Below are 26,679 nucleotides of genomic sequence, written 5' to 3'. Positions count from 1 at the left end.
TAGCTTTGATTTTTTAACCTGGTTGTCATCCAGGTGACTCGATCTCATCACTAAAAGTGACTTGACCCGCACATCTGTCAACAATATTCAGTTCTCAAAGTTCGTCTCACTGTCTCAGCGACAGCTTCTATATAATACCAGACTTTCGTCTCTTTGTCAACAACTTTTTTCTTTCAATGTTTCAGTTGAAACATTTTGCTGCTGCAAAATCGATTGTCTGTTGCTTTCTCAAGGAGAAAGCTTGTATAGTATAGCAAAGATTGGAAAGGCTGTCAACTATTTTAACAGCCTTTCCGCTTTTTCCTTTACGTCCTGGTTTTTCTCCCGGACCAGGAGCTGTTCCACACCTTCCCGGATGGGATCACTGAGGGTGTATCCCAGGTCTTTCCACTGGTTGAGGATTTCCAGGGCGGTGTTCCGGTTCATCAGGGCCGGAGATTTCAGAGCGGTTTGGAAAAGCTTTTCTCCGGTGCCCGGGAAGCCGTACAGCTGGCTGAGGATCCGGTTCAGGTCCATGTACACCCCGTCCAGCTGTTCCTGGAGGGACACTTCCCCTTCCTGGCACTGCCCAAAGGCTTCTTCGAACCCGGGAATCAGGTCTTCATACAGTTCCATCACATGATGGTCGTGGTGGCTGTCCCCGGTAAGGGCATAGGGCAGCAGGTCCACATGGTCCAGCGGGGCCTGGAGCACCAGTTCCACCGCCTGCTGGGCATAGGGCAGATCCAGGGTCCGGGCCAGGTCGAACCCTTCCCCTTTTTTCATGGCCTGCTGAACGGTCTGGGCGCAGGCAAAGGACAGGAGCAGCTTGCCGCAGGCCTGTTTCACCGTTTCCCCGGCTTTGCCTTCCAGTTTGTTGGTGGCATACTGGAGGATCCGGAGGATCACCTGGTAGTCTTCCAGTTCTTTTTCCTGTTCCCCACAGTGCCGGAGGAATTCCGTAAGCAGTTTCACCGGCTGGGGCATCTCTGAAATCCCGGGTACCGGTTCATCCACCAGCAGGGCATCCACCAGGGCTTCGGCCCCTTCAAAGGCTTTGGCGGTGAGGGTGGGCCGTTCCAGCACTCCCAAAAGATCCACATGGTCCGCCAGGAGCCGGGCGGTGTATTCCGGGTTCACATCGTTGTCCCAGCCTTCCTCCAGCATCCACTGGCGGATCTGGGCAGTCCGGGGATCCAGATGTTCCAGGGCGGCGATCCGGCCCCAGCCGTATACCTGCCGGGCAGTGCGGAAGATTTCTTCCTGGCCGTCGGTCCACTGGAGAAAATTCCGGACGCAGAACAGGGTAAATTCGTTGCACCGGGCCAGGAGCCGGATGTCTTCCGCCACATCTTCCTCTTCCTGGAGGTCGAAGAATTCCAGCAGGGACAGGGCGAATTTAACGATTTCCGGCTGATCCGCCTCCTGGAGCAACCGGTGGGCAAACCAGATAAGGGGTTCCGGGTCCAGGGCTTCCCGCTGAGCATCCACCGCCTGTTGGAGGGGCAGCACAAAGGCATTCATCAGATGGTCTTCTCCCTCTCCAAAGAAGGCTTTCAGCCCCTGGACAGCCTGGTCATATGCTCCGGCCAGGATCTGCCCAAGGATTTCCTGGAGTTCCGGGCTTTCTTCTTCCCCCTTGTCCAGCCCGGTAAGGTTCCCTTCCATGAAGCCGTCACTGTAATAAAACCCCTGGGCCGGACCTTCCGGTTCCATGGCCTGGCGGAGGGAAAACTCCCGGGGCAGGCGGCCCCGTTCATCCAGGGCATCATACAGCCGCTGGAGGATGGAAGGTTGGGTAAAATCAAAATTCTGCATAGGTTCTCCTTTTATCGATAGGAACTTTTGGATACCCGGATCCGGACGTTCCGGTCGTCATAGCCGTTGGCAGCCAGGAACATCTTCAGGATATCCGGATGGTCTTTCATGTCATTTTTCGGGCCCAGGACCACTTCCCGGACGGCACTTTTGGCAAAGGGCATTTCCGTATAAGGCACCAGCCGGCTGGCTTCCGGACGGAAATGGATCTGCCGGTAGGCTTTCCGGTTCCCGGCGGCCATGTTCCCCTCTTCGTCCTTCAGCAGCACCGGCAGCCACAGGGCCCGGAGTTCTTTTTCCGAGGCAAAGCTGGCGTCCTTGCAGTAGTACCGGAGGGAAGAAAAGGCCGCATCGTCAGCAATGGCCCGGCGGATTTCCCGTTCGTTCAGGTGTTTTCCCCGGTTCAGCCGCATGCGGATCCAGTTCCTGGCCAGGGGCAGGAAGTGTTCTGCATACCCTTCTTTCATATAGATGACTTTTTTCAGGTAGTACTTGTTGGCGAAGTCCGCATTGAGGTGGACGGTGGAACAGTCGAAATCCATTTCCCGGGAAGAAAAGCCGATGGCAAAACCCTGGCCGTCGTCCGCATAGGACCGCCACTGGGGCAGGATGTCCCCGGCCTCGGAAAAACAGCCCAGGTAGATGAAGCAGGCGGAATGGTGATAATACAGATCCCGGGCAGTGTCCAGCTGATCCCGCCGGACTTCCCCCTCTTCCGCCAGGTCCTCCAGGGCCTGTTCGAAAATGGGATCCAGCATCCTGTTTTCCCAGGCGTCGTTGGTAAAAGAGGCTTCCGTCAGCCAGAGGCACTGGTTGCGCAGAATATTGAAGAATCCGCTGGTGGAGCAATAGTGGTAAATCATCTGATCTTCCTGACAGGTGGACATGGTGCGCCTTCTTTCTTCCAGGTTTCCTTTCCGGGGTGGCCTGGAGTATTCCACCAGTTATTATACCGTACCCGTCAAAAAAATGCTCGGGGAATCCATGAAATAAAATAATTTTCTGCTTTTTTAGAACATTCGTGTTATACTGTACAAGTGTCTACTTTTTTACAATTTTCAAGAACGGAGGCCCCATCATGTTCCACATTGCCATTTGTGACAGCAATCCCCAAATTCTCACCCAACTCACTGACAACATTCTCAAACTGCCCAATCCATCCGATGTCCTGAGCATCCATACCTTTTTGGGGGAGCAGACGCTGCTCCGGGACTGCCGCCAGGGGTGCTGCTACAACCTGGTGCTGTTGGGGCCCTTCCAGCAGGACCACCGGAATCTGGCCCTGGCCCGGAAAATCCGTTCTTTTGATCCCCAGATGCCCATTTCCCTGATTTCCAACAGTTTCCAGGATTCTCTGGCCGGGTATGAGGTGCCCCTGTACCGGTGCTACCCCCACCCCTTTCCTCCCCGGATTCTCCACCGGGACCTGCAGGAACTGATCCGGAAACGCCGGAACAGCTGCTATACCTTTGTTTTTTCCAACTGGCAGGGACTCCACCGGTTCCCCCTGAAGGACGTGATCTATTTCAAGGCCCTGGGGTCCCGGATCCAGGTGGTGACCGCCCTGGGAAACTATGAGTACCGGGAGACCCTGGGCGGGCTGGAAAAGCAGCTGGGCCGGTTCAATTTCATGCGGATCCACCGGAGCTATGTGCTTAATCTCCAGTGGGTGCGGAATGTGTGGGGCCGTGAAGTGACCCTGCTGAACGGCAGCGTCCTGCCCCTGTCCAAGCACCGGTCCAGGGAGCTGCGGGAGAGTTTGAAGAGGCAGAATATAGAATAATGGGGTGCTGCTGCGCAGCACCCCGTCAATGGTCAATAGTCAATTGTCAATGGCCTGATGAACCCTTCATTCTCTCCCCGATGATCCGGGCCACGTAGACGCCGCTGGCGCTGGCCTGGCTCAGGCCCCGGGTGATGCCGGCCCCGTCCCCGATGGCGAAGAAGTTGGGCAGTTTGGTTTCCAGCTGGTCATCCAGTTCCAGCCGGGCGCTGTAGAACTTCACTTCCACCCCGTAGAGCAGGGTGTCGTCGTTGGCGGTACCCGGCGCCACTTTGTCCAGGGCGTAAATCATTTCGATGATGTTGTCCAGATGGCGTTTGGGCAGCACCAGGCTCAGATCCCCGGGCACCGCATTGAGGGTGGGCCGGAGGAAGCTCTGGCTCAGCCGGTGGGCGTTGGTCCGCCGGCCTTTGATCAGGTCCCCGAACCGCTGGACCAGCACACCGCCTCCCAGCATGTTGGACAGGGAAGCGATGTGTTTGCCATACCGGTGGGGTTCCTTGAAAGGTTCCGTGAACCGGTTGCTCACCAGGAGGGCAAAGTTGGTGTTGCCGCTGTTCTTTTTGGGGTCGCTGAAGCTGTGGCCGTTAACGGTGACGATGCCGTCGGTGTTTTCTGCCACCACATAGCCGTTGGGGTTCATGCAGAAGGTCCGTACCCGATCCCCGTACCCTTTGGTCCGGTACACCAGCTTGGCTTCGTACACTTCGTCGGTAATGTGTTGGAACACGGCGGCCGGTACTTCCACCCGGACCCCCACGTCCACCTGGTTGTTGGTCAGTTCCAACCCCAGCTTTTCGCACTGGCCGGAGAACCATTCCGCCCCGGCCCGGCCGGGAGCCCCGATGAGATAGGTGCACCGGATGGTGTCCGGGCTGTCCTTGAGCACCACCTCATAGCCCTCTTCACAGGGATGGAAGGTATCCACCTGGGTGTCGCACTGGATCTGGATTCCGTGATCCAGCAGGAACCGGTAGATGCTGGCCATCAGTTTCCGGTTGTTGTCAGTACCCAGGTGCCGCACTTTGGCGTTCAGCAGGTGCAGGTCATGGCCCAGGGCCAGCCGTCCGATTTTGCAGTTCTTGGTGGAATACACTTCTCCGGGCGCCCCGTGCTTCAGGTTGATTTCATCCACGTAGTCGATGAGATCCATCACGGTCTTTTTGGGGATGTAATCACTGAGCCAGCCTCCGAATTCAGTGGTGAAATTGTACTTGCCGTCGGAAAAAGCCCCGGCGCCCCCGAATCCCCGCATAATGCTGCAGGGGGTGCAGCGGACGCATTTTTCCACTTTCCCGGCGATAATGGGACAGCTGCGGAAATCAATGGCATGGCCTTCTTCCAGGATCAGCACCTGGGCCTTGGGGTATTTCAGGACAAATTCATAAGCGGCGTAAATGGAGGCAGGCCCCCCGCCAATAATTGCTACATCGACTTTTTTCATCATTTTTTGAACACCTCTTTGTCGTTGACGGTATTGAAGATAATGGAGGAAAGCTGATTGATGGTCTTGCGGCTCTCTTCCGGACGGACGGCCTTGTCCATCATGACTACCAGCACGTATTTTTCCTTGGCATAGACGATTCCTGCGGCGCCCAGCTGCTGATTCTGGTCGGACTGAACCCCGGCGATCTTCACCTTTTTGGGCAGCAGGGCTCCCAGGAGGTTCCGGTCCGGCTGTTTCCGGAGCAGTTCCACCAGGTAGGCATCCTGCTTCTGGGAAACCGCCTTCCCCTGGTACAGCCGGGTGAGCAGATTCACTGTATCGTTGACAGAGGTGTAGCTGAGCCGGCGTTTTTCCCCGGGAGCCAGGGTATCCTGACTGTTTTCTCCCTGGGGCAGCTGGGTGGTGCCGATTTCCGTATCCGCATACCCCTCTTTGGACAGCCACTGGTTCAGGTCTTCCCGGCCGGCAATCCAGATCAACTTGTACAGGGCGGTGGTATCATTCTGGAGCACCATGTCTTCCAGTAGGTTCCGGATGGTGACCCGGCTGCCCGCAGGGACTTTCCCCAGTACCGGGCTGGCCGGCTTCCGGTCTTTTTCCCGGATGGTGTACACTTCGTCCAGGGACAGGTCCCCGTCTTCCACCTGCCGGAGGACCCCGGCGGCCACATAAAGCCGGGCCAGATCCCCGGCGGGCATTTTACCGGAATAGTTGTAGAATACATCGTCATTTTCCAGGGAATGGTAGTACACAGAACAGGCGGCACCGCTCTGGGCGATCACGTTGTTCAGATAGTCATAGGGCAGCTTGGTGTCCTGGGAATGGACCGTCTGGGCATTCTGGGCCTGCTGCTGTTCCTGATATTTGGGACTCCGGTGGAGAAGGGTCAGAGAGACCGTCCCCACCACAACCAGGGCAATGAAACAAAGGATGATTTTTTTGTTGATGCTCATAATGTACTCATGACCTTTCTGTGGACCTTCAGCCAGTTTTCCCGTTCCCGGTAATCCGGCAGCACCTGGGCCACCGCCTGCCAGAAGGCTTTGTTGTGGGACATATTCCGGATGTGGCACAGTTCATGGACCACCACATAGGCTATGACTTCCCGGGGGCAGAATACCAGGGGCCAGGAGAACCCGATTTCCCCCTTCCAGTTACAGTACCCCCATCTTTTTTTGGCCCGGCTGCATTTGACCACCGGCAGCCTGAGACCCATCTGGGAGGCATACCGGCTCACCAGTTCCCCAAGCACCGGACGCAGCTGGCCGATCAGGAACCGGGCCAGGTTCTCCCGTGTCTCCTGGTCCCCCATCTCCAAAAGGCCTTCTTCTTTCCGGTAAGAGAACCCGGTTCCGGGCCGGAGACGGAGGGTGCAGGGACGGCCGAAGAGCAGGAAAGTTTCCCCGTCCTGAAGGCGCAGGGTGTGATGCTCTTCCCGTTCCCGGCGGACCCTGGCCTGGGCCCCGGCAATCCATTTTTCTTTTTTTGCCACAATCCGGAGCAGTTCCTGGGAGGAGATCCCGTAAGGGACCCGCAGCACCAGGGTGCCGTCCTCCACCACCTCGAAGCCGATGCTCCGGCGGAAGGACTGGATGATCCGGGCATTTTTCAGTAAAGATTCAGCAACCATAGCTTTCCTATTATAGCATAGAACATTGACCACTGTCATACTTTCTCCTATAATATCAGTATTATACGGAGGAAGTGTAATACTATGGATGATCTGCAAATACCCACATCAGCCCTGACGCTGATCCTGATTGTGTTTATATCCCTGTCCGCCTTTTTTTCCGCTTCAGAGACGGCTCTTACCGGGTCCAACAAGCTGCGGCTGAAGAACCAGGCCAAAAGCGGCAGCAAAAAGGCCCGGAAAGCTCTTCGGCTGCTGGACCATTTTGACGACGCCCTGTCCACTATCCTGATCGGGAACAACGTGGTGAACATTGCCACCGCTTCCCTGGCGGCGGCGGTTTCCACGGCGGCCTTCGGTCCTTCCGGTCTGGCCCTGGCCACGGTGTTCACCACCATTGTGATCCTGATTTTCGGGGAAATCATCCCCAAAAGCGTGGCCAGCGATGCCCCGGAAAAATACGCCATGGACTGTTCCGGCCTGCTCAGTGTGCTGGTGGTGCTGTTCGCTCCTTTGAATTTTCTGTTCCGGATCATGAAGAACCTTTTCAACCGGTGCCTGCGGAAAAAGGTTTCCCACCGGTTCGCCACGGAAGATGAACTGCTGCTGATGGTGGACGAAGTGGAACACGGGGGCGGCATCAACAAGCAGGACAGCCTGCTGATCAAAAGCGCCATCGAATTCAGCGACATCCGGGTCCGGGAAATCATGACGCCCCGGGTGGACATGGTGGCCATGGATATTTCGGAAGGCAGCGAAGAAGCCCTGAAGCTGTTTGGCAGCCACGGTTTTTCCCGTCTGCCGGTATTCAAGGATGACTACAGCGAGATTGTGGGGATCCTCCACGCCAAGGATTTCCTGGCAGCCTATCTCCAGGACCCCCACTGCAGCCTGCAGAAGCTGATCAAGAAGGCAGCCCTGGTCCACCAGTCCACCAAGATTTCCCGAGTGCTGAAGACCCTCCAGGAGGCCAAGGTGGAAATGGCCATGGTGATGGACAGCTACGGCACCGTCCGGGGGCTGGTGACCACGGAAGACATTGTGGAGGAACTGGTGGGCGAAATCTGGGACGAGCACGACAAGGCGGTTTCTTCCTTCCGGAAACTGGGGAAGAACCGGTACCTGGTTTCCTGCTCCTCCAATTCCCAGAACGCCAACCTGTTCGACCTGTTCAAGTATCTGGATCTGGATATCGATGATTACGGCCTGGAGAACAATTCCATCAGCGGCTGGGTGGTGGATACCCTGGAGACCATTCCCAAAAAGGGCGATACCTTCGACTGCCGGAACCTCCACGTGACGGTGACCCAGGCCAATGAGCACCGGGTCCAGGAGATCATCGTGGAAGTGCGGCCGGTGAAGAAGGATAAAAGTGAAGAGTGAATGAAAAGGATGTGGTTGGTATGGAAAACCGTTTTTTGATCGTGGTGGATATGCAGAATGACTTTGTGGGCGGGAGCCTGGGGTCGGAAGCGGCCCAGGCCATTACCCCGGCGGTGCTGAGGAAGGTGGCCCATTTCCCCGGGAAGGTGATTTTCACCCAGGATACCCACGGGGAGGATTACCTGGAGACCCAGGAAGGAAAACGGCTGCCGGTGAAGCACTGCATCAAGGGGACCCCGGGCTGGAAACTGATCCCGGCCCTGGAAAAACTCCAGCAGGAACATCACTGGCCGGTGATCCAGAAGCCCTCCTTCGGTTCGGTGAAACTGGCGGAAGACCTGAAGGAACTGAACCGGAAGCAGCCCATCCAGAGCATCGAGCTCATTGGCCTGTGCACGGACATCTGCGTAGTGAGCAACGCCCTGCTGCTGAAGGCGGCCCTGCCGGAAGTGGAGATCCGGGTGGACAGCCAATGCTGTGCAGGAGTAACGGAAGAAAGCCATCAGGCGGCCCTCGCCACCATGAGGAGCTGTCAGGTGGTGGTGGAATAAAAAAAAGAAATGGGGCTGTTGCACATACGCAACAGCCCCGTTTTTTACAGCACCTTCACCAATTCCTCGTTGCTTCTCCGTTCCGTGTGGAGATGGGCGGCGTGGACTCCTTCTGCGGCGTAGCCCATGGGCATGAGCAGCAGGGGTACTTCGTTCAGTTCCAGGCCGAAGGCATCGGCGGTCTGGGTCACCGGGAAGTAGTTCACCCAGCAGGATCCGATGCCCTGTTCCCAGGCTTCCAGCATCATATGGGTGGCCACAATGCTGGCGTCCTGTTCCCCGGCACGGATGCTGTGTTCAAAGGGGTTCACCCATTCCTCGTCCTTCCGGACGGTGACCATGAGCACCACCGGTGCATTGAAGGCGCACCGGGTCAGTCCCCGGATCTTTTCCAGGGCTTCTGGGCTCTGGAGCACGTACACCCGGTAGGGCTGATAGTTGTGGCCGGTGGGCGCGATCCGTCCCGCTTCCAGGATGGCGTCCATTTTTTCTTTTTCGATGGGTTTATCACTGAATTTCCGTACAGAATATCTGGCTTTGGCCAGGTCCATGAAGGTCATTTTCTTTCATCCTTTCGTTTTTTGATGGCTTACCAGCTCAGCACTTCCGGTTCCCCTTCTGTGATCAGGAGGGTGTGTTCCCACTGGGCGCTGTCTTTGCCGTCAGCGGTGTGGACGGTCCAGCCGTTCAGTTCGTCGATCCACAGTTCCGGCGTGCCGGCGTTGATCATGGGTTCGATGGTGATCACCATGCCCGGCACCAGCAGCATACCGGTTTTCCGTTTCCCCACATGGGACACAAAGGGATCTTCGTGCATTTCCAGTCCCACACCATGGCCGCCGAATTCCCGGACCACGCTGCATCCGTGTTTCTGGGCAAAGCTCTGGATGGCCGCCCCGATGTCCCCCAGGGTGTTCTTCCAGCCTACGGCGTTTTCCATGCCCCGCTTCAGGCATTCTTTGGTAATGCCCACCAGGTTCTTCCGTTCCGCCGGCACCCGGCCCAGCATGAACATCCGGGAGGCATCCCCCACATAACCGTCGAAAATGGTGGTGGCGTCCACGTTCACAATGTCCCCGCTTTTCAGCACCTGGTTGGGATCCGGGATCCCGTGGCAGATCACGTCGTTGACGGAGGTGCACACGGATTTGGGGAAACCTTCGTAGTTCAGGCAGGCGGGAATGGCGTGGAGCTTCACCGTGGTATCATACACAATGGTGTTGATGTCGTCGGTGGTCATCCCCACTTTGATGTTTTTTTCCACCGCATCCAGCACTTCTGAATTCACCTTTCCGGCTTTCCGGATCCCTTCGATCTGTTCCGGAGTCTTGATCATGTCCATCCGGGGCACTTCATAGCCTTTGGCGGCATATTCCATCAGTTTCAGTTTCAGTTCGCTTCTGTCCAACCTGCATCCTCCTTTGCGCGGAAAAGAGATTTCCCTGCGCTATTCTATTTTCTTCCAAAATACGATATAATAGAGTCTCATTGTCCGGACCGGCTAAACAGTCAGTCCGATGAATCATTATAACACAAATCTTGCCGATTTTTTTCCTGTTTGTTTCGGAATTGTTTAACCCCATTGCTTATAATAAGGAAAAGACAGAGGGGCCTGGCCCCAGAAAGGATGAACTACTATGGATCTGTTCCTGAACATGGTCCGGGGCTTCTGCATGGCCCTGGCCGACAGCGTCCCCGGGGTATCCGGCGGTACCATCGCCTTTGTACTGGGTTTCTATGATGAATTCATCAGTTCCCTGTATGTACTCACCCACGGCAGCCGGGAGCTGAAGCGGGAGGGCATCCGGTTCCTGGCCAAGCTGGGCATGGGCTGGTTCATCGGCATGGGATCTTCGGTGCTGGTGATTGCCAGTCTGTTCACCAGCCGGATCTATGAGCTCAGTTCCCTGTTCCTGGGCTTCTCCATTTTCTCCCTGCCCCTCATTATCAAGGAAGAAAAGGAATGCCTCCGGCGTACCAGCAGGATCATCTACATGATCCTGGGGATCGTGCTGGTACTGGTGATTGCTGCAGTGAACCCCACCGGTGGCCAGGGTACCAATGTGGAAATCGCCCATCTGACGCCCTTTTTGGGCGGATACATTTTCGTCTGTGCCATGATCGCCATCTGTGCCATGGTGCTGCCGGGGATTTCCGGATCCACCATGCTGCTTATTTTCGGGCTGTATGTGCCCATCATCAGCGCTATCAAGGAATTCCTCCACATGAACCTGTCCTATTTCCCGGTGCTGTGCATCTTCGGATTTGGGGTGCTGGCCGGGATCGTAGGGATCATCAAGCTGGTGAAGAACGCCCTGGACAACCACCGGGCCGCCATGGTGTACTTCATCCTTGGGCTGATGGTCGGATCCCTGTACGCCATTGCCCAGGGCCCCACCACCCTGAAAGTGCCCCAGCCTGCCATGACCTGGGAAACTTTCCACATTTTCTGGTTCCTCATGGGCGGCGTGTTCCTGGCAGCCCTCAATGGATTGAAGGCGTTTACGGAAAAGAAACTGAAGCCGGAGGAATAAAAAAGGGCTGTTGCATGAGCAACAGCCCTTTTTTGCTATTTTTGTTGACTCTTTCGTTAGTGTGTGCTAACATATCACGTATGAGGATTAGGTTTCATAAATAAATTGTGAAAAGAGGTAGCATCATGCCTTTGACATTTGCCGACGCTGGCAGGGACCTGACCGTCCTGCGGGTAGGCGGTTCCCCCAAGGTCCGTACCCACCTGGAAAACCTGGGCATCACCCAGGGTGCGGTGATCTCCATTGTCCAGCATACCCCCAGCGGGCTGATCCTGAACATCCGGGAATCCCGGGTGGCCATCAGTATGGAAATGGCCGCCAAAATCACAGTACAGTAACAGCAGGAGGAACATCAGAATGACAACTCTGAAAGACGCCTTGACAGGCAAAGATTACGAAGTGGTAAAACTCCATGGCACCGGAGCCATCAAGCGCCGGATCATGGATATGGGCATCACCAAAGGGACTCCGGTGCACATCCGGAAGGTGGCGCCTCTGGGAGATCCGGTGGAACTCAACGTGCGGGGCTATGAACTGTCCCTGCGAAAAGCCGATGCGGAAATGGTGGAAGTGAAAGAACTGTAATTTTTTATCTTTTTATTAGCTTTTTCTAACTGATTTTAAAATTAGTAATAGATGGGAAAGAAGGTCACGATTTATGGAATTCAAGATTGCCCTTGCCGGGAACCCCAATACCGGCAAGACCACCCTGTTCAACGCCCTGACGGGTTCCAATCAGTTCGTCGGGAACTGGCCCGGGGTTACCGTTGAGAAAAAAGAAGGAAAACTCATGGGCCATCCGGATGTGATCATCCAGGACCTGCCCGGCATTTATTCCCTCTCCCCCTACACCCTGGAAGAAGTGGTTTCCCGGACCTATCTGGTCAAGGAACGGCCGGATGCCATCCTAAACATTGTGGACGGGACCAACCTGGAACGGAACCTGTATCTCAGCACCCAGCTGGCTGAACTGGGGATCCCCATGGTGATGGCCGTAAACATGATGGACATGGTCCGGAAAAACGGGGACATCATCAATATCGACAAGCTGTCCCAGAAAATGGGCTGTCAGGTGATCGAAATCTCCGCCCGTACCGGGGAAGGGATCAAGGAAGCCGCAGACCTGGCCGCCAAGGTGGCCAAACACCAGCAGGTGATGGTGGCCAGACATTCCTTCGACGGCCCTGTGGAACACGCCCTGGCCCACATTGAAGAAGCCACCCAGGGAATGCTCCCGGCCCATCAGGAACGGTGGTATGGCATCAAACTGTTCGAACGGGATGAAAAAGTCCAAGAAGCCTTGAAGCTGCCCCAGTCCGTCATCGACCACATCGACGGGGACATTGAAGCGGTGGAACAGGAAATGGACGACGATGCGGAAAGCATCATCACCAACGAACGGTACAAATACATCAGCTCCATTATCCATGAATGCAACATCAAAAAGAGCAAAGGCAAACTGACCACCTCCGATAAAATCGACAAGATCGTCACCAACCGGTGGCTGGCCCTCCCTATTTTTGCCGCCATTATGTTCCTGGTCTATTACGTATCGGTGACCACCATCGGGACGGATGCTACGGACTGGGTCAATGACACCCTGTTTGGAGACATGATCATCCCGGCTGCCCATGATCTGATGGAAAGCCTGGAAGTGGCTGACTGGCTGGACGGGCTGATCGTGGACGGAATCATTTCCGGGGTGGGCGCCGTGCTGGGCTTTGTGCCCCAGATGGTGGTGCTGTTCATCTTCCTGGCCTTTTTGGAAGCCTGCGGCTATATGGCCCGTATCGCTTTCATCCTGGACCGGGCTTTCCGGAAGTTCGGCCTGTCCGGGAAATCCTTCATCCCCATGCTGATCGGCTCCGGCTGCGGCGTGCCCGGGATCATGGCTTCCCGTACCATTGAAAACGAATCCGACCGGCGGATGACCATCATGACCACCACCATGATCCCCTGCTCCGCCAAGATGCCCATTATCGCCCTGATCGCCGGGGCTTACTTCCACGGAGAATGGTGGGTGGCTCCTTCCGCTTACTTTGTGGGGATCTTCTCCATCATCCTTTCCGGGATCATCCTGAAAAAGACCAAACTGTTTGCCGGTGATCCGGCTCCCTTCGTTATGGAACTGCCCCCCTACCACATGCCCACCCTGGGGAACATCGGCCGCAGCGTCTGGGAACGGAGCTCCTCCTTCATCAAGAAGGCCGGCACTGTGATCCTGCTGTCCACCATCCTGGTGTGGTTCCTGTCCAGCTTTGGCTGGGACGACGGTGCCTTCACCATGCTGGAGGAAGATGCCCTGAACGAAAGTATCCTGGCCTTCATTGGTTCCAAAGTGGCCTGGATCTTCGCTCCCCTGGGCTGGGGTGACTGGAAAGCTGCTGTGGCTGCCTTCACCGGGCTGATTGCCAAGGAAAACCTGGTAGGGACCTTCGGGATCCTGTACGGGCTGGCAGATGCCGCAGAAGACGGCCAGGAATTCTGGGGCACCTTTGCCCAGGACTTCTCGGTGCTCAGCGCCTACTCCTTCCTGGTGTTCAACCTGCTGTGCGCTCCCTGTGTGGCTGCCATGGGCGCCATCAAACGGGAAATGAACAACGGCCGCTGGACCCTGATCGCCATCGGCTACCAGTGCGGTTTCGCCTACTGCATGGCCCTGATGTTCTATCAGTTCGGCAGCTTCGTTTCCACCGGCACCTTCACCCTGGGTACGGCAGCCGCCTGTGTGGTACTGGCCATCATGGTCTACCTGCTGTGCCGTCCGGCTCCCAAGTACAACGGAGAAATCCAGATCAAAGATGCGGCGGATGTAACGGAATAAGGTATAATGGGGGTGTGGGGATTCCACACCCCCGTTTTGTCAACAGTCAGCTGTCAACGGTCAGCGACCGAAGGAAGGCAGATGCAAAGCGTCTGCCAATGCATAAAAGGAGAAATGACCTATGGGTACATTTGTTGTGGGCCTGGTGCTCTTTCTCATCGTTGCGGCAGTGATCCGCAAGATGTACAAAGACCACAAGGCAGGGAAAAGTTGCTGCGGAGGAAACTGCGGAAGCTGTGGACTTTGCAGGGGGAAGAAATAAAAAACGGGGCTGTTGCATAAGCAACAGCCCCGTTTTTTATTTCACTCCCAAACTCTTCACCCAGTCCTTCACCTGGCTGTCCTGGATGGTGCCGGTAAAACAGCGTCCCTGGAGCCAGGTGCCTTTGCTGCCGGCCATTTCCTTCAGCTGGTCGGCGCTGCTGCCCAGGCCGGAACTGTAGGCGGTGGCAAAGGGGATCACCGCCTTGCCGGTAAAATCGTTGCTCTTTACGAAGGTATCCATGGGCCAGGCGGCAATGCCCCACCAGATGGGATAGCCCACGAATACGGTGTCATAGTCCTGCCAGTTGGCCGGTTTGGCGTTCTTCAGAGCCACGTTCCGCAGACTGGCGTCATCATGTTCCTTGTAGACCCGGGCGCTTTTGTTGTTGTAATCCAGATCTGCCGGCGTATAGGGCTTTTCCAGATCCAGCAGGTACAGATCCCCGCCGGTTTCCCCGGCAATGGTCTTGGCCACCTGTTCCGTCCGGTGGGTATTGGTGTAATAGACCACCAGCACCTTTTTGGCCTTGGCCGGGGCCTTTTCCGCAGCCGCCGTACCCGCTGCCTTGCCCCCGCCATTCTGGGCAGCCTGCTGTCCGCCGCAGGCCGTAACCGCCAGCAGAGACAGCGCCATGCAGACGATAGAGATTGCTTTTTTCCACTTCATATTGTTTTCCTCCTTACCTTCTCCACGTTATTTTTATTGTATACCGGCAGTCACTGCCATGAGAAGGAACGTTTTAGGATTCCTACACACCGAATCTTTTCATCCCCTCATTGATCACCTGAGCCATTTCCTGTTTCATATTCCAGTCGCCGTGGATTCCGTCCAGGGCCAGTTCCGTAGGCAGGTCTCCCCCATTTTCAAAGGAGGCCGCCACGTCGATATGGTCCCGGTTGCGGATGTAGGCATTCACCTGGGCAAAGGACTGACGCCAATTGTCGGCGGTGGGTTCGTCAAAAGCTTTCTGGATGTTGGCGGGATTGATGGGCGGCAGGGTGAGATAGATGGGACGGATACCCAGGGCTTCCGCCTTCCGGCCGATCTCGTCCAGATCATGGATCACTTCTTCTGCCGGCACCCCTGCCCGGAGGCTGTTGGTGCCTCCCAGGATCAGCAGGTACTTCAGAGGGAAGGACCGCACATCCCGTTCGAACCGCTCCACCATCATGGCGCTGGTATCCCCGCTTTCCGAAAGGTTCACTGTAGGAAAGGCCAGATAATGGCTGTAGCTGTAGGCATAATCCACGGGACTGAAAGAAAGATGTCCTCCTCCGTGGGAAATGCTGTCACCGTAGATGCCCACCCGGATTTTCCGGGAAGGCAGGGTGGTGAACTTCTGGGGCAGGCTCCACTGGCCCACCGGATTCCCCTCCTTGTCCATGCCCCGGACCCGCCAGTAATAGGTCCCCAGCCGGGGTGCCTCGTCATACAGATCCGTAAGAGAGGTGACCTGGGCAAAGACCCGATACCGGGAAGGTGCGGTCCCTTCCGTATTCTCTGGCATCCGGTCCGTTACTTCCACTTCGTACTGGACTGCTCCCGGGTTCCCGGTATAGGCATAGACAGGATAAAGCAGCAGGGAGCCATTGGTATCCTCCATCCGGCTCCGAGGCACCGGGGCATTCCGTTCCACTTTCCGCAGGCTGCTCTCAACGGCCGCCGGCTGGGAATAGTTCCCCAGAGGCCGGCCATCCAGGTCAAAAGCCCGTACCCGGTAATACAGGACGCCGGTCGTCTGTTTCTTCCGTAGTTCCTCCAGAGGCAGCAGGGCCTGGGCGGAATAGACCCGGCTGTTCCGATATAAGGCATGGTCTGCTTCCCGGGCGGGATCCAGATTTAGAGGAATCCCGTCCAAAAGTTCCAGTTCATACCGGACAGCATCCAACTGTTCCGGCCAGGTGAGTAGGCCCAGATTCGCCCGGGACGCTTCCACCATTGCCTGGCGGTTCATCGCTGCCACAGGGGAAAGCCCTGCTGCCCGGCGCACCGTACAGGAACTGACCAGGATCACCGGAACGGCCGCCAGTGCCAGAAGACTCATGCCCAGGGCCTTTTTTTCCAGGCCGGGCAGTATTTTTCTTTCCATGATGCTTTCCCCTTTCACAGCTTTACTCTGTTTGCTTTACATCCAGCGGCGCAGACCGCGGCCAATGGGATGCTTACTTCCATCCCTGTACTTTCCGGATCCACTCTTCCACTTTGTCCTGGCTGGTCACCTGACGGCTGCCGCCGGTGGAATCGAACTGGATGGTCAGTTCCGGACCGAAAGAAGCCCCTTTACAGGCTTTTTCCATATCCTTCAGGGCATGGCCGGGCCAGCCTCCGTGGGTGGCAAAAAAGGTCGCTTTCTTCCCGGTGAAATCCTGGCTTTCCAGGAAGGTCTTCATGGCCGGAGCCATGGTATACCACCAGGTAGGGGTGCCCACCGCCACCGTGTCGTAGTCCTTCAGGTGGAAATACAGAGGGGCCAGTTCCGGCTTGTACCCTTTGGCGATATCCTTTTCCGATTCCCAGACTACTTCATCGTAGCTTTGATTCTTGTAGGCACTCAGGGTATCGATCCTGGCAAGATCGGCCCCGGTTGCCTTCTGCAGTTCTTCCGCAATCTTTTTCGTATTCCCGTTGGACCAGGAATAATAGACAATCAGCATCTTGGACATATTTTTCCCGCTTTCCTTTATTCTTCTCCCTGCTGTCATTTTTCCATATGGTACAGCAGATAATCCACATTGGTGAGTTTCTCCTGCTCCCGGTGGAGCTTGGCCAGGATTTCCTTCCGGTACTGGCGGAGACACCGGCACTGGCACCGGTCATTCTTTTCCTGGAGGATCTTCCGGATGGTCTCTTCCGGACAGCCTGCCGCCTGGAGCTCTGCCTGGCTCAGTGCCGTCTTTTTGAGGCTTTCCGCCTCCTTCTCATTCATTTCCGTATACCTCTTTGGCATACCGGAACGCCGCCCAGGCTTTGGGCCAGCCGGCGTAGAACCCCAGCTGGGTGATGGCCTGGACCATTTCTTCCCGGGTCACCCCGTTCTTTTTGGCGGTGGCCATGTGATACTGGAGGGAGCTGTCCGTCAGCCCCTGGGCGATAAGAGCCGTCACCGTCACCAGGCTCCGGTCGTGGAGGCTCAATTTATCGTTGGCGCTCCACACTTCTCCAAAAAGGATGTCATCATTGTACCGGGCAAAATCCGGGGCAAAACTCCCCAGCTGATCCCGTCCTGCAGTCTGTACCACCTTGACCGGTTCTTTTTTCTGTTCCATGGCCAAAACCTCCCCTGTCTGCAATCCAATTCCGCTTATCGTCACAACCGCCAGAATCCCTGCTGTCATGTGCCAAAACCATTGTTTCCGTTCCATGGGGCCTCCTTTTATTTCAGTTTCCCGTATTCTTCTGGATCCACCCCTTCACACCATTCATTGCTGGTGCCTTCTCCGGGCACTTCCAGGGCAAGGTGCTGGAAGGCGGAATCCGGGGCCGCCCCGTGCCAGTGCTTCACTTCCGGAGGGATGTTCACCACGTCTCCGGCTTTCAGCTCCCGGGCAGGTTTCCCCCATTCCTGGTAATAGCCCCGGCCGGCGGTGACGATGAGGATCTGTCCCCCTCCTTTGGCTGCATGGTGGATGTGCCAGTGGTTCCGGCAGCCCGGTTCAAAGGTCACCACAGCAGTGGGCACCTGTTCCAGGGTCAGCATATTCAGATAACTCTTTCCATCAAAATATTGGGCATAGCCCGTATTTTCTTCCCCCAGGGCAAAGGGGCTCATTTTTTCCAGTTCTTCCAGATCCATAGGTTGATCTCTCCTTTCCTGTTCTTCCTGTATTGTATTCCAAACTCTTTAAGATGTATAATACTTATAGCAACTACTTACAAATGCGTTTTTTCTATTGCAGGAGGGAACCATGGAAATCCGTACCCTGAAATATTTTCTGGCGGTGGCCCGGGAACAGAACATGACCGAAGCCGCCAATGTGCTGTTCGTCACCCAGCCCACCCTGTCCCGGCAGATGGCGGACCTGGAAAAGGAACTGGGCAAAAAGCTCTTTGTCCGGACCAACCGGAGCACTACCCTGACGGAAGAAGGGATGCACCTGCGCCAGCGGGCAGAAGAGATCCTGGCCCTGGTGGACCAGACCAAAGAAGAGATCCGGGAAGACGACATGGACCTTTCCGGCTGCATCCGGATCGGTGCCGGAGAAACCCGGGCCATGCATTGGATCACCGACACTTTCGGGGAACTCCATCAGGAATATCCCAGTCTCACCATCGAACTGTTCACCAACAACGCGGACGGGGTCCAGGAACGGCTGGAACACGGGCTGCTGGATTTTGGTCTGTTCATCGAACCCTTCAACCCGGAAAAATACAACTTTCTCCATCTCCCGGAACCGGACCGGGTGGGCATCGTCACCAGTCTCCACAGTCCCTGGGCCCATCTGGAAAAAGTGACCCCCAAAGATCTCCTGGCCATGCCCCTTCTCATTTCCTCCCGGACCACCCAGAAGACCTTTGATTTTTCCCGCTGGTCCGGCGGTCAGGTGACCCTGGATAATCTCCAGGTGGCAGGCCGTTTCGACCTGATCGGCAACGCATCCCTGCTGGTCCGTACCGGTCAGATCAATGCTCTGGGTCTGGACAATCTGCTCCAAATCGAAACCCAGGGGCTGAAATTCATCCCTCTGGATCCGCCCCTATCCGCCGGCAGTCTGGTGGCCTGGAAGAAGTTCCGTCTCCTGTCCCGGTCCAGCCAGGTGTTCCTGGACCGGTTAAAGCAGAAACTTTCTGATTTTTCCCATTGACAAACGTATATGAAAAGTGTACCATTGAATCATATAAAGATAGAATTATTATTAAAATAATTTTATTTTTAAATTGGTATGTTGTGACTAACTGAAGGTTCTGACAAACTGATTTTCCAAGACAGAGGAGGTACGCGTATGTTATTCACCACCACACAGGAACATGAAGAATTCCGCGCCAAAGTACGGGGGTTTGCGGAAGCCAAGATCAAACCCATTGCGTTCATGCTGGACAAGGAAAACAAGTTCCCTGATGAACAGGTCAAAGAAATGGGCGAACTGGGATGGATGGGCATCCCCTTCCCCAAAGAATATGGCGGTGCCGGGCTGGACTACATCAGCTACGCCATTGCCGTGGAAGAACTGGCCCGGGTGGACGGAGGCGCCGGTGTTATCCTGTCCGCCCATGTGTCCCTGGGCTCCTATCCCATCTTCGCCTTCGGCACCGAAGAACAGAAACGGAAATACCTGGTGCCCCTGGCTTCCGGGAAAAAAATCGGGGCTTTCGGCCTGACGGAACCCAACGCCGGTTCTGACGCCGGGGAAACGGAAACCACCGCGGAATTCGATGGTACCCACTGGATCCTCAACGGGAACAAGATTTTCATCACCAACGCAGGGAAAGCCGATACCTATGTGGTGTTTGCCGTCACTGAACCGGGGAAAGGCACTCGGGGCATCAGCGCCTTCATCGTGGAAAAAGGCATGCCGGGCTTCACCTTCGGTGACCATTATGACAAACTGGGGATCCGTTCTTCTGCCACGGCGGAACTGATCTTCAACAATGTGAAGCTGCCCAAGGAAAATCTGCTGGGCAAACGGGGCCAGGGCTTCAAGATTGCCATGGCTACCCTGGACGGCGGCCGGATCGGGATCGCGGCCCAGGCCCTGGGAATCGCCCAGGGTGCCTATGAAGCGGCTTTGAACTACTCCAAGGAACGGATCCAGTTCAATGCTCCCATCTGCCAGAACCAGGGTGTTTCCTTCAAGCTGGCGGATATGGCCACCAAACTCCGGGTTGCCCGGTTCCTGGTATACAGCGCTGCGGAACTGAAGCAGGAACACCAGGATTACGGCATGGAAAGCGCCATGGCCAAGATGTACGCTTCCGATGCGGCAGTCTCCATCACCAACGATGCCCTCCAGATCTTCGGCGGCACCGGTTACCTGAAAGGCATGGATGTGGAACGTTTCTACCGGGATGCCAAGATTACCACCATCTACGAAGGCACCAACGAAATCCAGCGGGTGGTCATTGCCTCCCACATTACGGATAAGATGTCCGTGGCCAAGCATGGGGGCGCTCCCAAGCAGAATGCAGCCATTACCGGGGCCCGGAAGAAACAGATCTTCAAGGACGGCACCCCGGAAGAACAGGTGGCTGCCCTGGTGGAAGCCCTGAAGAACGACGGCTATGACTTTACCGTGGGCATCCCTCTGGATACTCCCATCTCCGATGCGGAACGGGTGGTCAGCGCCGGCAAGGGCATCGGGGAAAAGGCCAACATGAAGCTGATCGAAGAACTGGCCCGCCAGGCCGGGGCTGCGGTAGGTTCCTCCCGTCCTGTGGCGGAAACCCTCCAGTATGTACCCATTGACCGGTATGTGGGCATGAGCGGCCAGAAGTTCAACGGCAACCTGTACATTGCCTGCGGCATCTCCGGTGCAGTCCAGCACCTGAAGGGCATCAAGAACGCCACCACCATTGTGGCCATCAACATCAACGCCGGGGCCCCCATCTTCAAGAACTGCGACTACGGCATCGTAGGGGACGTGAAGGTGATCCTGCCGCTCCTGGCCAAGGCCCTGAACAACGGCCAGCCCAAGAAACCCGCTCCTCCCATGGTCAAGATGAAGAGACCTCTGATCCTGAAAGACATGCCGGAAGGCCGCTATGTCTGCAAGGGCTGCGGTTATGAATACAACCCGGATCTGGGCGACCCGGATGCGGATGTGAAGCCGGGAACCAAGTTCCAGGATCTGCCGGAAGACTGGGTATGCCCGCTGTGCAACTCCGCCAAGACTGAATTCGTACCCGTAAAGTGAGAAAAGGAGCATAACTATGGAATGTGTAAGAAAATTAACCAATGACTTATACTGGGTAGGGGCGGATGACCGCCGGCTGGCACTGTTTGAAAACATCCATCCCATTCCCCGGGGCGTTTCCTACAACTCCTATCTGCTGCTGGACGAAAAGACCGTGCTGTTCGACACTGCGGACTGGTCCGTATGCAAGCAGTTCCTGGAAAACGTGGAAGGGGTCCTGAAAGGCCGGAAACTGGACTACCTGATCATCAACCATGTGGAACCGGACCATGCGGCTTCCATCGAAGAAGTGCTGCTCCGGCACCCGGAAACCACGGTGATCAGCAATGAACAGGCCTTCACCCTGATGGACCAGTTCGGCTACCGGGTGGAAGGGGAAAAACAGATCGTGGTGAAAGAGGGCGACACCCAGAAGTTCGGGAAGCACACCATCGCTTTTGTGGCCGCTCCCATGGTCCACTGGCCGGAAGCCATGGTCTCCTTCGACCTGACCACCGGTACCCTGTTCTCCGCCGATGCCTTCGGTTCCTTCGGAGCCCTGGGCGGCCGGATCTTCAACGACGAAGTGAACTTCGACCGGGACTGGCTGGATGATGCCCGCCGGTACTACACCAACATCGTAGGGAAATACGGACCCTTCGTCATGGACCTTCTGGGCAAGGCCAGCCAGCTGGACATCAAGATGATCTGCCCTCTCCACGGGCCGGTATGGCGGAACAACATCAAATACATCGTAGACAAGTACATCCATTGGGCCACCTATGAACCGGAAGAAAAAGGTGTGCTCCTGGTCTATGCCTCCATGTACGGCAACACCGAAAGCACTGCTTCCGTACTGGCGGCCAAGCTGGCGGAAAAGGGCATGACCAACATCCATATGTACGATGTGTCCAAAACGGACATTTCCTACCTGATCTCCGATGCCTTCAAATACAGCCATCTGGTGCTGGCTTCCGTCACCTACAACCTGGGAATCTATCCCAAGATGCTGAACTTCCTGGAAGACATGAAGGCCCTGAACCTGCAGAAACGGATCGTGGGGATCATCGAAAACGGATCCTGGGCCTGCACCGTAGGCGGTCTCATGACGGAATTCCTGGAAAACAACATGAAGGCCATGACCGTCCTCCAGGACGGGGTGACCATCAACTCCCGGATGACCGGAGGCCAGGAACGGAGCATGAACGATCTGGTGGATGCCATTTTGAATTCCATGAAAGAAGCGTGAAAAAAGGGGCTGTTGCTTATGCAACAGCCCCTTTTTTTATTCCCCCAGCTTCAAACTGGGATCTGCGTTCAGGTCCAGGTTGGCGAAGTCCTGGTTCAGATACTGGTAGTAGCCCCGTACGCCGATCATCACCGCGTTGTCGGTGCAGAGTATGGGGGTGGGATGGACCAGTTCTGCTCCCGCTTCCCGGGCCCCCTGGGCCAGGGCTTCCTGGAGGCATTTGTTGGCGGACACCCCGCCGGCCAAGACAATCTTTTTCAGGCCTGTGGCCTGGATGGCTTCCTGGCTTTTCTTCACCAGCACGTCCACAATGGCCTGCTGGAAGGAGGCCGCCACATCTTCCCGGCGGAAGCCGCTTTTCCGCTGTTCTTCCGTATGGATGTGGTTGATCACGGCGCTTTTCAGGCCGCTGAAGCTGAAATCATAGCAGCCGGGCAGCAAAGGCCGGGGAAAATCCACCGCTGCCGGATTCCCGTTCCGGGCCAGCCGTTCGATTTCCGGGCCTCCCGGATAGGGCAGCCCCATGAACCGGGCGATTTTGTCAAAGGCCTCCCCTGCCGCATCGTCCCGGGTCTGGCCCAGGAGCCGGAAGGTGTTGTAATCTTCCACCACCAGAAGGGAGGTATGTCCCCCGCTGACCACCAGGGCCAGGAAGGGAGGCTTCAGATCCGGATCCGCCAGGAAATTGGCGAATACATGGCCTTCCAGATGGTTCACCCCGATGAGAGGCTTCCCGCTGCCCAGGGCCAGCCCCTTGGCGGCAGAAAGGCCCACCAGCAGGGCGCCCACCAGCCCCGGTCCGTAGGTCACGGCAATGGCGTCCACGTCCTGGAGGGTCATTTTGGCGTCGGTAAGGGCCTTGTGGATCACCGGCATCACATGTTCGATATGTTTCCGGGAAGCGATTTCCGGCACCACGCCCCCGAACTTCCGGTGGACCAGGATCTGGGTGGATACCACATTGGACAATACCTCCCGTCCGTTCCGGATCACCGCTGCCGCCGTTTCGTCACAGCTGCTTTCGATTCCCAATATATTGATTGCTTTTTCCGTCATAATCTCCTCGATTTACAGGTCCCGGCGCATAAGCACCGCCGCTTCCCCGTTGTCTCCATAATACCCCGGCCGCCGGCCGCATTCGGTAAAGCCCAGATGGTCATAGGTCCGCCGGGCCGGGGTGTTCCCTTCCCGGACTTCCAGGGTCATTTCCACCGCTTCCAGACGGAGGGCTTCCGCCACCATGGCTTCCACCAGGGCCAGCCCCAGTTTTTCTCCCCGGCGCCGGGGATCCACCGCCAGGCGCATGACTTGGGCTTCTCCCGCCACCAGCCAGAAGCCCCCGAAAGCCACCGGCACTCCTCCTTCTTCCAGGGCGATGTAATGGCTCAGCCGGCCTTCCAGTTCGTCCCCCCAGGTTTCTTCTGTCCAGGGTTCTCCGAAGGATCCTGCGTCCAGAGGCAGCAGCCAGGGCAGATCTTCCCGGGTCAGAGGTCTTACCGTCCTTCCGGATGTCTCTTTTCCCATAGTTCCTCCGCTTCCGACCGGCGAATGTAGAAAGGATCCATACCGAAATAGCTGTGGATGTCCCCTTCCGGCACATATTGGGCCGCACCCAGGATGGCCACGGAAGACCCTCTGGGCAGCCGGGCGCTTTCCGGGGCCAGGGTCACCCGGTCACAGGCTTCCGTCCCGGGCACCCGGTGGCATTCTCCCATAAGGATGGCCGGCTCCGAGCCCTCCTGGAGCTGGGCGGCCAGTTCTTTGGCAGGTGCAATCCGCACCGGTTCCATTTCTTCCAAATGGTCCCCGTTCCACCGGTAGCTGCCCACATACAGATTCCCCTTCTGGGCATCCAGCACCGGAGTCAACCGGACTCCAGCCACCGGCAGGTTATAGGCAATGGCTGCCAGGGTATCCACCGCCACCAGAGGCCGTTCCAGGGCGTAGGCCATGGCTTCTGCAGTGGCCATACCGATCCGCAGACCGGTGAAAGAACCCGGGCCCCGGCTTACCGCCAAAAGGTCCAGATCCTCTTTTTTCACCCGGGCCATGGCCAGCAGGGTTTCCAGCTGGGGCACCAGACCTTCAGAATGGGTAAGCCCCACATTCACATCCAGGCTCCCCAGGATTTTCTTTCCGTCACAGACGGCCACGGAACACACCCGGGTCGCCGTATCAATTCCCAATGTCAGCACGATTTCAACCTTCCCGGCCCTTGGGAGCAAGGAGCGCCCGGGCCAATTCCTCATACCGTCTGCCGTGAGGGAGCAGTTCCACTTCCCGTCCCTCACCCTTGCGGGTAAATTTCAGTTCCAGATTTTCTTCCGGCATATAGTCCGGAAACAGTTCCGCCCATTCGATGAATGTGACCCCGTCTCCCCCGGCATATTCAGAGAACCCGATGTCTTCCAGTTCTTCCGGCCAGTTGATCCGGTACAGGTCGAAATGCTTGATGTTCAGCGTCTTCCCATGGTACACATTCATCAGGGAAAAAGTAGGGGAGGTGACTTCCTGAGGATCCACTCCCAGAGCCGTGGAGGCTGCGGTCACCAGACAGGTCTTGCCGGTCCCCAGGTCTCCGTTCAGCAGGAACACATCCCCTTCCCGGCACAGAGCCCCCAGGTTCCGTCCCAGAGTCTCTGTGGCCGCCGTATCCGCACAATAGACAGTTTCCGCCATACACTCACCGTCCTTCCAGTTCATTGCAATTTATAATTATAGCATAAAAAAAAGAGGGACGCACCTGCGTCCCTCTTTTTTTGTCAATGGTCAATAGGGGAAAGCTCCCCCTTCCCGCTTATTTCACCACCGGTCCGGCGGAGGCGATGTCTTCGGTTACTTCTCCCTGGAATTTCTTGAAGTTTTCCTGGAAGAGACGGGCCAGTTTCCGGGCGGTTTCGTCGTAAGCTCCCTTGTCTTCCCATGTGCTCCGGGGATTCAGCACGTTGCTGGGCACATTGGGGCAGGATTTGGGGATGGAGACCCCGAACATGGGCATGGTGGTCCAGCCTTCCTTGCCCAGTTCCCCGTCCAGAGCCGCGTGGATCATGGCCCGGGTGTAGGCCAGCTTCATCCGTTTGCCAACCCCGTAGGGGCCGCCGCTCCAGCCGGTGTTCACCAGGTACACGTTGGTTTCATGCTTGGCGATCCGTTCTCCCAGCAGCTTGGCATAGGTCAGGGGAGGCAGCGGCAGGAAAGGCGCCCCGAAGGCCGTAGAGAAGGTGGCCTGGGGTTCCGTGATTCCCCGTTCCGTACCGGCCACCTTGCTGGTGTAGCCGGTAAGATAATGGTACATGGCCTGTTCTTTGGTGAGTTTGGAGATGGGAGGCAGCACCCCGAAAGCATCGGCGGTCAGGAAGATGATGTTCTTGGGATGGCCGGCCATGCTGGGCAGCTTGGCGTTGGGGATGTAGTTCAGGGGATAAGCCACCCGGGTGTTTTCCGTAATGCTGTTGTCGGAGAAATCCGGCACCCCGTTCTTGGGATCCACCACCACGTTTTCCATTACCGCACCGAACCGGACAGCCCGGTAAATTTCCGGCTGGCTGTCTTCCGTCAGGTCGATGCACTTGGCATAGCAGCCCCCTTCGATATTGAACACCCCGTTGTCTCCCCAGCCGTGTTCGTCATCCCCGATCAGGGAACGCTGAGGATCGGCGGACAGGGTGGTCTTGCCGGTACCGGACAGGCCGAAGAACAGGGCCACATCTCCTTTGTTCCCTTCGTTGCAGGAACAGTGCATGGTCAGGATGCCCTGACGGGGCAGCAGGTAGTTCATCACGGAGAAAATGGATTTCTTCAGTTCCCCGGCGTACATGCCACCGCCGATCAGGACCACTTTCTTGTCGAAGTTCAGGATGATGAAGGTTTCAGAATGGGTATGGTCCGTGGCCGGATCCGCTTCCACGCTGGGCAGGGAGATTACCGTGAAATCTTCCTGGACGGTGCTGGGTTCATCGGTCTTGATGAACAGCTGGCTGACGAAAACGGTCTGCCAGGCCATTTCGTTGATGAATTTCACCCGGATCTGGTATTTGGGGTCTGCCCCCGCCTTCACGTTCTTCACATAGACCTTGTGGGTCTTGATGAATTCTTCGCATTTGGCATAGAGCCGGTCGAAAGTTTCCTGGCTGCAGGGCTGGTTGTTGTTCCAGTTCACCACATCATGGGTCAGAGGGGTGTCCACAATGAATTTGTCCTTGGGAGAACGGCCCGTATGGGTCCCGGTGGTTACCCGCAGCGCACCCCGGTCGGAAAAGGTCCCTTCTCCGTTACGGATGGCTTCTTCAATCAATTCACGAACGCTCAAATCTCTTACAGTTTCTTTCGCTTCCGCTAACAATCCGGCACTGATCATTTGTTTTTTCCTCTCCTATATCCATCGATTGG

Annotated in this window: 28 protein-coding genes and 1 pseudogene; 11 read left to right on the top strand and 18 right to left on the bottom strand. The window is 56.5% G+C overall.

From position 1 onward, the window contains the following. Nucleotides 1-276: 276 nt before the first annotated feature. On the bottom strand, nt 277-1,797 hold the full coding sequence (locus tag FX155_RS09970; RefSeq protein WP_154488567.1) for a hypothetical protein: 1,521 nt from the start codon (nt 1,795-1,797) through the stop codon (nt 277-279). A gap of 11 nt (nt 1,798-1,808) precedes the next feature. Beyond that, the gene (locus tag FX155_RS09965) at nt 1,809-2,684 is read right to left on the bottom strand and encodes a DUF2971 domain-containing protein (RefSeq protein WP_022487303.1); all 876 of its coding nucleotides are present in this window, start codon (nt 2,682-2,684) and stop codon (nt 1,809-1,811) included. Nucleotides 2,685-2,875: 191 nt separating this feature from the next. Here FX155_RS09965 and FX155_RS09960 point away from each other — a divergent pair, with 191 nt between their 5' ends. Continuing rightward, the gene (locus tag FX155_RS09960; RefSeq protein ID WP_154488566.1) at nt 2,876-3,580 is read left to right on the top strand and encodes a LytR/AlgR family response regulator transcription factor; all 705 of its coding nucleotides are present in this window, start codon (nt 2,876-2,878) and stop codon (nt 3,578-3,580) included. 46 nt (nt 3,581-3,626) lie between these two features. Here FX155_RS09960 and FX155_RS09955 read toward each other — a convergent pair whose 3' ends face one another. From FX155_RS09955 to FX155_RS09945, 3 genes are read right to left on the bottom strand one after another with little or no spacing between them, the layout of a single operon-like run. Then, nucleotides 3,627-5,027 carry an NAD(P)/FAD-dependent oxidoreductase gene (locus tag FX155_RS09955; protein WP_022487305.1) on the bottom strand — a complete coding sequence of 467 codons (1,401 nt, stop codon included), beginning with the start codon at nt 5,025-5,027 and terminating at the stop codon, nt 3,627-3,629. Continuing rightward, on the bottom strand, nt 5,024-5,980 hold the full coding sequence (locus FX155_RS09950) for a serine hydrolase (RefSeq protein ID WP_154488565.1): 957 nt from the start codon (nt 5,978-5,980) through the stop codon (nt 5,024-5,026). Before FX155_RS09950 ends, FX155_RS09955 begins: the two co-directional genes overlap by 4 nt. After that, complete coding sequence (locus FX155_RS09945) at nt 5,977-6,657, bottom strand: M48 family metallopeptidase (RefSeq protein ID WP_195839651.1); 681 nt, start codon at nt 6,655-6,657, stop codon at nt 5,977-5,979. Before FX155_RS09945 ends, FX155_RS09950 begins: the two co-directional genes overlap by 4 nt. Before the next feature lie 84 nt (nt 6,658-6,741). Between FX155_RS09945 and FX155_RS09940 the strand changes: the two genes are divergently transcribed. Together FX155_RS09940 and FX155_RS09935 are read left to right on the top strand one after the other, a co-directional pair. Further along, nucleotides 6,742-8,040, top strand: a complete 1,299-nt coding sequence (locus tag FX155_RS09940) for an HlyC/CorC family transporter (protein ID WP_022487308.1) — start codon at nt 6,742-6,744, stop codon at nt 8,038-8,040. 20 nt (nt 8,041-8,060) lie between these two features. Beyond that, nucleotides 8,061-8,591, top strand: a complete 531-nt coding sequence (locus FX155_RS09935) for a cysteine hydrolase family protein (RefSeq protein WP_022487309.1) — start codon at nt 8,061-8,063, stop codon at nt 8,589-8,591. 44 nt (nt 8,592-8,635) lie between these two features. On the opposite strand, the gene FX155_RS09930 is transcribed toward FX155_RS09935, so the two are convergent. Both FX155_RS09930 and map read right to left on the bottom strand, forming a co-directional pair. Beyond that, nucleotides 8,636-9,151 (bottom strand): nitroreductase family protein, encoded by a 516-nt coding sequence (locus FX155_RS09930; RefSeq protein ID WP_022487310.1) that lies wholly within the window; start codon nt 9,149-9,151, stop codon nt 8,636-8,638. A 29-nt stretch (nt 9,152-9,180) separates the two neighbouring features. After that, the gene (gene map, locus FX155_RS09925; RefSeq protein ID WP_022487311.1) at nt 9,181-9,999 is read right to left on the bottom strand and encodes a type I methionyl aminopeptidase; all 819 of its coding nucleotides are present in this window, start codon (nt 9,997-9,999) and stop codon (nt 9,181-9,183) included. 229 nt (nt 10,000-10,228) lie between these two features. Here map and FX155_RS09920 point away from each other — a divergent pair, with 229 nt between their 5' ends. The 5 genes from FX155_RS09920 (at nt 10,229) to FX155_RS09900 (ending at nt 14,211) form a co-directional block, all read left to right on the top strand. After that, nucleotides 10,229-11,125: a DUF368 domain-containing protein gene (locus FX155_RS09920; protein WP_022487312.1), complete on the top strand. Its 897-nt coding sequence runs from the start codon at nt 10,229-10,231 to the stop codon at nt 11,123-11,125. Between the two features lie 125 nt (nt 11,126-11,250). After that, nucleotides 11,251-11,463: a FeoA family protein gene (locus FX155_RS09915; RefSeq protein WP_022487313.1), complete on the top strand. Its 213-nt coding sequence runs from the start codon at nt 11,251-11,253 to the stop codon at nt 11,461-11,463. 19 nt (nt 11,464-11,482) lie between these two features. Then, nucleotides 11,483-11,710: a FeoA family protein gene (locus tag FX155_RS09910; protein ID WP_022487314.1), complete on the top strand. Its 228-nt coding sequence runs from the start codon at nt 11,483-11,485 to the stop codon at nt 11,708-11,710. Nucleotides 11,711-11,783: 73 nt separating this feature from the next. After that, entirely contained in the window at nt 11,784-13,949 is a 2,166-nt protein-coding gene (gene feoB, locus FX155_RS09905) for a ferrous iron transport protein B (RefSeq protein ID WP_022487315.1), read from the top strand. Between the two features lie 121 nt (nt 13,950-14,070). Next, complete coding sequence (locus FX155_RS09900; RefSeq protein ID WP_022487316.1) at nt 14,071-14,211, top strand: FeoB-associated Cys-rich membrane protein; 141 nt, start codon at nt 14,071-14,073, stop codon at nt 14,209-14,211. Nucleotides 14,212-14,247: 36 nt separating this feature from the next. Here FX155_RS09900 and FX155_RS09895 read toward each other — a convergent pair whose 3' ends face one another. The 6 genes and pseudogenes from FX155_RS09895 to FX155_RS09870 all read right to left on the bottom strand — a co-directional run bounded on the left by FX155_RS09895 (nt 14,248) and on the right by FX155_RS09870 (nt 18,007). Continuing rightward, a complete protein-coding gene (locus tag FX155_RS09895; protein ID WP_154488563.1) occupies nt 14,248-14,880 on the bottom strand; it encodes a flavodoxin in 633 nt (210 codons plus the stop codon). Between the two features lie 82 nt (nt 14,881-14,962). After that, on the bottom strand, nt 14,963-16,303 hold the full coding sequence (locus tag FX155_RS09890) for an SGNH/GDSL hydrolase family protein (RefSeq protein ID WP_154488562.1): 1,341 nt from the start codon (nt 16,301-16,303) through the stop codon (nt 14,963-14,965). Between the two features lie 73 nt (nt 16,304-16,376). After that, a complete protein-coding gene (locus FX155_RS09885; protein WP_154488561.1) occupies nt 16,377-16,877 on the bottom strand; it encodes a flavodoxin in 501 nt (166 codons plus the stop codon). A 35-nt stretch (nt 16,878-16,912) separates the two neighbouring features. Beyond that, nucleotides 16,913-17,140: a hypothetical protein gene (locus FX155_RS09880; protein ID WP_022487320.1), complete on the bottom strand. Its 228-nt coding sequence runs from the start codon at nt 17,138-17,140 to the stop codon at nt 16,913-16,915. Nucleotides 17,141-17,144: 4 nt separating this feature from the next. Continuing rightward, nucleotides 17,145-17,480 (bottom strand): annotated as a pseudogene (locus FX155_RS09875) (carboxymuconolactone decarboxylase family protein); the annotation flags it as partial. Between the two features lie 107 nt (nt 17,481-17,587). Next, complete coding sequence (locus tag FX155_RS09870; protein ID WP_022487322.1) at nt 17,588-18,007, bottom strand: cupin domain-containing protein; 420 nt, start codon at nt 18,005-18,007, stop codon at nt 17,588-17,590. Between the two features lie 112 nt (nt 18,008-18,119). Between FX155_RS09870 and FX155_RS09865 the strand changes: the two genes are divergently transcribed. The 3 genes from FX155_RS09865 to FX155_RS09855 all read left to right on the top strand — a co-directional run bounded on the left by FX155_RS09865 (nt 18,120) and on the right by FX155_RS09855 (nt 22,290). Further along, entirely contained in the window at nt 18,120-19,016 is an 897-nt protein-coding gene (locus FX155_RS09865; protein ID WP_154488560.1) for a LysR family transcriptional regulator, read from the top strand. Nucleotides 19,017-19,154: 138 nt separating this feature from the next. After that, a complete protein-coding gene (locus tag FX155_RS11700; protein ID WP_154488559.1) occupies nt 19,155-21,062 on the top strand; it encodes an acyl-CoA dehydrogenase family protein in 1,908 nt (635 codons plus the stop codon). Nucleotides 21,063-21,078: 16 nt separating this feature from the next. Next, entirely contained in the window at nt 21,079-22,290 is a 1,212-nt protein-coding gene (locus FX155_RS09855; RefSeq protein WP_154488558.1) for an FprA family A-type flavoprotein, read from the top strand. Nucleotides 22,291-22,326: 36 nt separating this feature from the next. Here the strand turns inward: FX155_RS09855 and tsaD are convergent, their stop codons facing one another. The 5 genes from tsaD to pckA form a co-directional block, all read right to left on the bottom strand. Further along, on the bottom strand, nt 22,327-23,346 hold the full coding sequence (gene tsaD, locus FX155_RS09850) for a tRNA (adenosine(37)-N6)-threonylcarbamoyltransferase complex transferase subunit TsaD (protein WP_154488557.1): 1,020 nt from the start codon (nt 23,344-23,346) through the stop codon (nt 22,327-22,329). 12 nt (nt 23,347-23,358) lie between these two features. Next, on the bottom strand, nt 23,359-23,814 hold the full coding sequence (gene rimI, locus FX155_RS09845; RefSeq protein WP_022487327.1) for a ribosomal protein S18-alanine N-acetyltransferase: 456 nt from the start codon (nt 23,812-23,814) through the stop codon (nt 23,359-23,361). Next, nucleotides 23,784-24,485, bottom strand: a complete 702-nt coding sequence (gene tsaB, locus FX155_RS09840) for a tRNA (adenosine(37)-N6)-threonylcarbamoyltransferase complex dimerization subunit type 1 TsaB (RefSeq protein ID WP_302575224.1) — start codon at nt 24,483-24,485, stop codon at nt 23,784-23,786. Before tsaB ends, rimI begins: the two co-directional genes overlap by 31 nt. A gap of 4 nt (nt 24,486-24,489) precedes the next feature. Next, nucleotides 24,490-24,969 (bottom strand): tRNA (adenosine(37)-N6)-threonylcarbamoyltransferase complex ATPase subunit type 1 TsaE, encoded by a 480-nt coding sequence (tsaE, locus tag FX155_RS09835; RefSeq protein WP_154488555.1) that lies wholly within the window; start codon nt 24,967-24,969, stop codon nt 24,490-24,492. Nucleotides 24,970-25,087: 118 nt separating this feature from the next. Next, entirely contained in the window at nt 25,088-26,647 is a 1,560-nt protein-coding gene (gene pckA, locus FX155_RS09830; RefSeq protein ID WP_154488554.1) for a phosphoenolpyruvate carboxykinase (ATP), read from the bottom strand. Nucleotides 26,648-26,679 lie beyond the last annotated feature (32 nt).

It is taken from the genome of Acidaminococcus fermentans (genome assembly GCF_009696675.1).
Classification (GTDB): domain Bacteria; phylum Bacillota; class Negativicutes; order Acidaminococcales; family Acidaminococcaceae; genus Acidaminococcus.
This window is presented reverse-complemented; position numbering and strand designations above follow the sequence as displayed.

What these genes read in the sequence shown, in the direction of transcription:
- rimI (WP_022487327.1), bottom strand. Translation starts at nt 23,814, where the DNA reads ATGGGAAAAGAGACATCCGGAAGGACGGTAAGACCTCTGACCCGGGAA.
- FX155_RS09955 (WP_022487305.1), bottom strand. Translation starts at nt 5,027, where the DNA reads ATGATGAAAAAAGTCGATGTAGCAATTATTGGCGGGGGGCCTGCCTCC.
- FX155_RS09915 (WP_022487313.1), top strand. Translation starts at nt 11,251, where the DNA reads ATGCCTTTGACATTTGCCGACGCTGGCAGGGACCTGACCGTCCTGCGG.
- FX155_RS09950 (WP_154488565.1), bottom strand. Translation starts at nt 5,980, where the DNA reads ATGAGCATCAACAAAAAAATCATCCTTTGTTTCATTGCCCTGGTTGTG.
- tsaD (WP_154488557.1), bottom strand. Translation starts at nt 23,346, where the DNA reads ATGACGGAAAAAGCAATCAATATATTGGGAATCGAAAGCAGCTGTGAC.
- FX155_RS09965 (WP_022487303.1), bottom strand. Translation starts at nt 2,684, where the DNA reads ATGTCCACCTGTCAGGAAGATCAGATGATTTACCACTATTGCTCCACC.
- FX155_RS09910 (WP_022487314.1), top strand. Translation starts at nt 11,483, where the DNA reads ATGACAACTCTGAAAGACGCCTTGACAGGCAAAGATTACGAAGTGGTA.
- FX155_RS09885 (WP_154488561.1), bottom strand. Translation starts at nt 16,877, where the DNA reads ATGTCCAAGATGCTGATTGTCTATTATTCCTGGTCCAACGGGAATACG.
- tsaE (WP_154488555.1), bottom strand. Translation starts at nt 24,969, where the DNA reads ATGGCGGAAACTGTCTATTGTGCGGATACGGCGGCCACAGAGACTCTG.
- FX155_RS09880 (WP_022487320.1), bottom strand. Translation starts at nt 17,140, where the DNA reads ATGAATGAGAAGGAGGCGGAAAGCCTCAAAAAGACGGCACTGAGCCAG.
- FX155_RS09970 (WP_154488567.1), bottom strand. Translation starts at nt 1,797, where the DNA reads ATGCAGAATTTTGATTTTACCCAACCTTCCATCCTCCAGCGGCTGTAT.
- feoB (WP_022487315.1), top strand. Translation starts at nt 11,784, where the DNA reads ATGGAATTCAAGATTGCCCTTGCCGGGAACCCCAATACCGGCAAGACC.
- FX155_RS09935 (WP_022487309.1), top strand. Translation starts at nt 8,061, where the DNA reads ATGGAAAACCGTTTTTTGATCGTGGTGGATATGCAGAATGACTTTGTG.
- FX155_RS09900 (WP_022487316.1), top strand. Translation starts at nt 14,071, where the DNA reads ATGGGTACATTTGTTGTGGGCCTGGTGCTCTTTCTCATCGTTGCGGCA.
- FX155_RS09895 (WP_154488563.1), bottom strand. Translation starts at nt 14,880, where the DNA reads ATGAAGTGGAAAAAAGCAATCTCTATCGTCTGCATGGCGCTGTCTCTG.
- FX155_RS09960 (WP_154488566.1), top strand. Translation starts at nt 2,876, where the DNA reads ATGTTCCACATTGCCATTTGTGACAGCAATCCCCAAATTCTCACCCAA.
- pckA (WP_154488554.1), bottom strand. Translation starts at nt 26,647, where the DNA reads ATGATCAGTGCCGGATTGTTAGCGGAAGCGAAAGAAACTGTAAGAGAT.
- FX155_RS09930 (WP_022487310.1), bottom strand. Translation starts at nt 9,151, where the DNA reads ATGACCTTCATGGACCTGGCCAAAGCCAGATATTCTGTACGGAAATTC.
- FX155_RS09940 (WP_022487308.1), top strand. Translation starts at nt 6,742, where the DNA reads ATGGATGATCTGCAAATACCCACATCAGCCCTGACGCTGATCCTGATT.
- FX155_RS09945 (WP_195839651.1), bottom strand. Translation starts at nt 6,657, where the DNA reads ATGGTTGCTGAATCTTTACTGAAAAATGCCCGGATCATCCAGTCCTTC.
- FX155_RS09920 (WP_022487312.1), top strand. Translation starts at nt 10,229, where the DNA reads ATGGATCTGTTCCTGAACATGGTCCGGGGCTTCTGCATGGCCCTGGCC.
- FX155_RS09855 (WP_154488558.1), top strand. Translation starts at nt 21,079, where the DNA reads ATGGAATGTGTAAGAAAATTAACCAATGACTTATACTGGGTAGGGGCG.
- FX155_RS09890 (WP_154488562.1), bottom strand. Translation starts at nt 16,303, where the DNA reads ATGGAAAGAAAAATACTGCCCGGCCTGGAAAAAAAGGCCCTGGGCATG.
- FX155_RS09865 (WP_154488560.1), top strand. Translation starts at nt 18,120, where the DNA reads ATGGAAATCCGTACCCTGAAATATTTTCTGGCGGTGGCCCGGGAACAG.
- FX155_RS09870 (WP_022487322.1), bottom strand. Translation starts at nt 18,007, where the DNA reads ATGGATCTGGAAGAACTGGAAAAAATGAGCCCCTTTGCCCTGGGGGAA.
- FX155_RS11700 (WP_154488559.1), top strand. Translation starts at nt 19,155, where the DNA reads ATGTTATTCACCACCACACAGGAACATGAAGAATTCCGCGCCAAAGTA.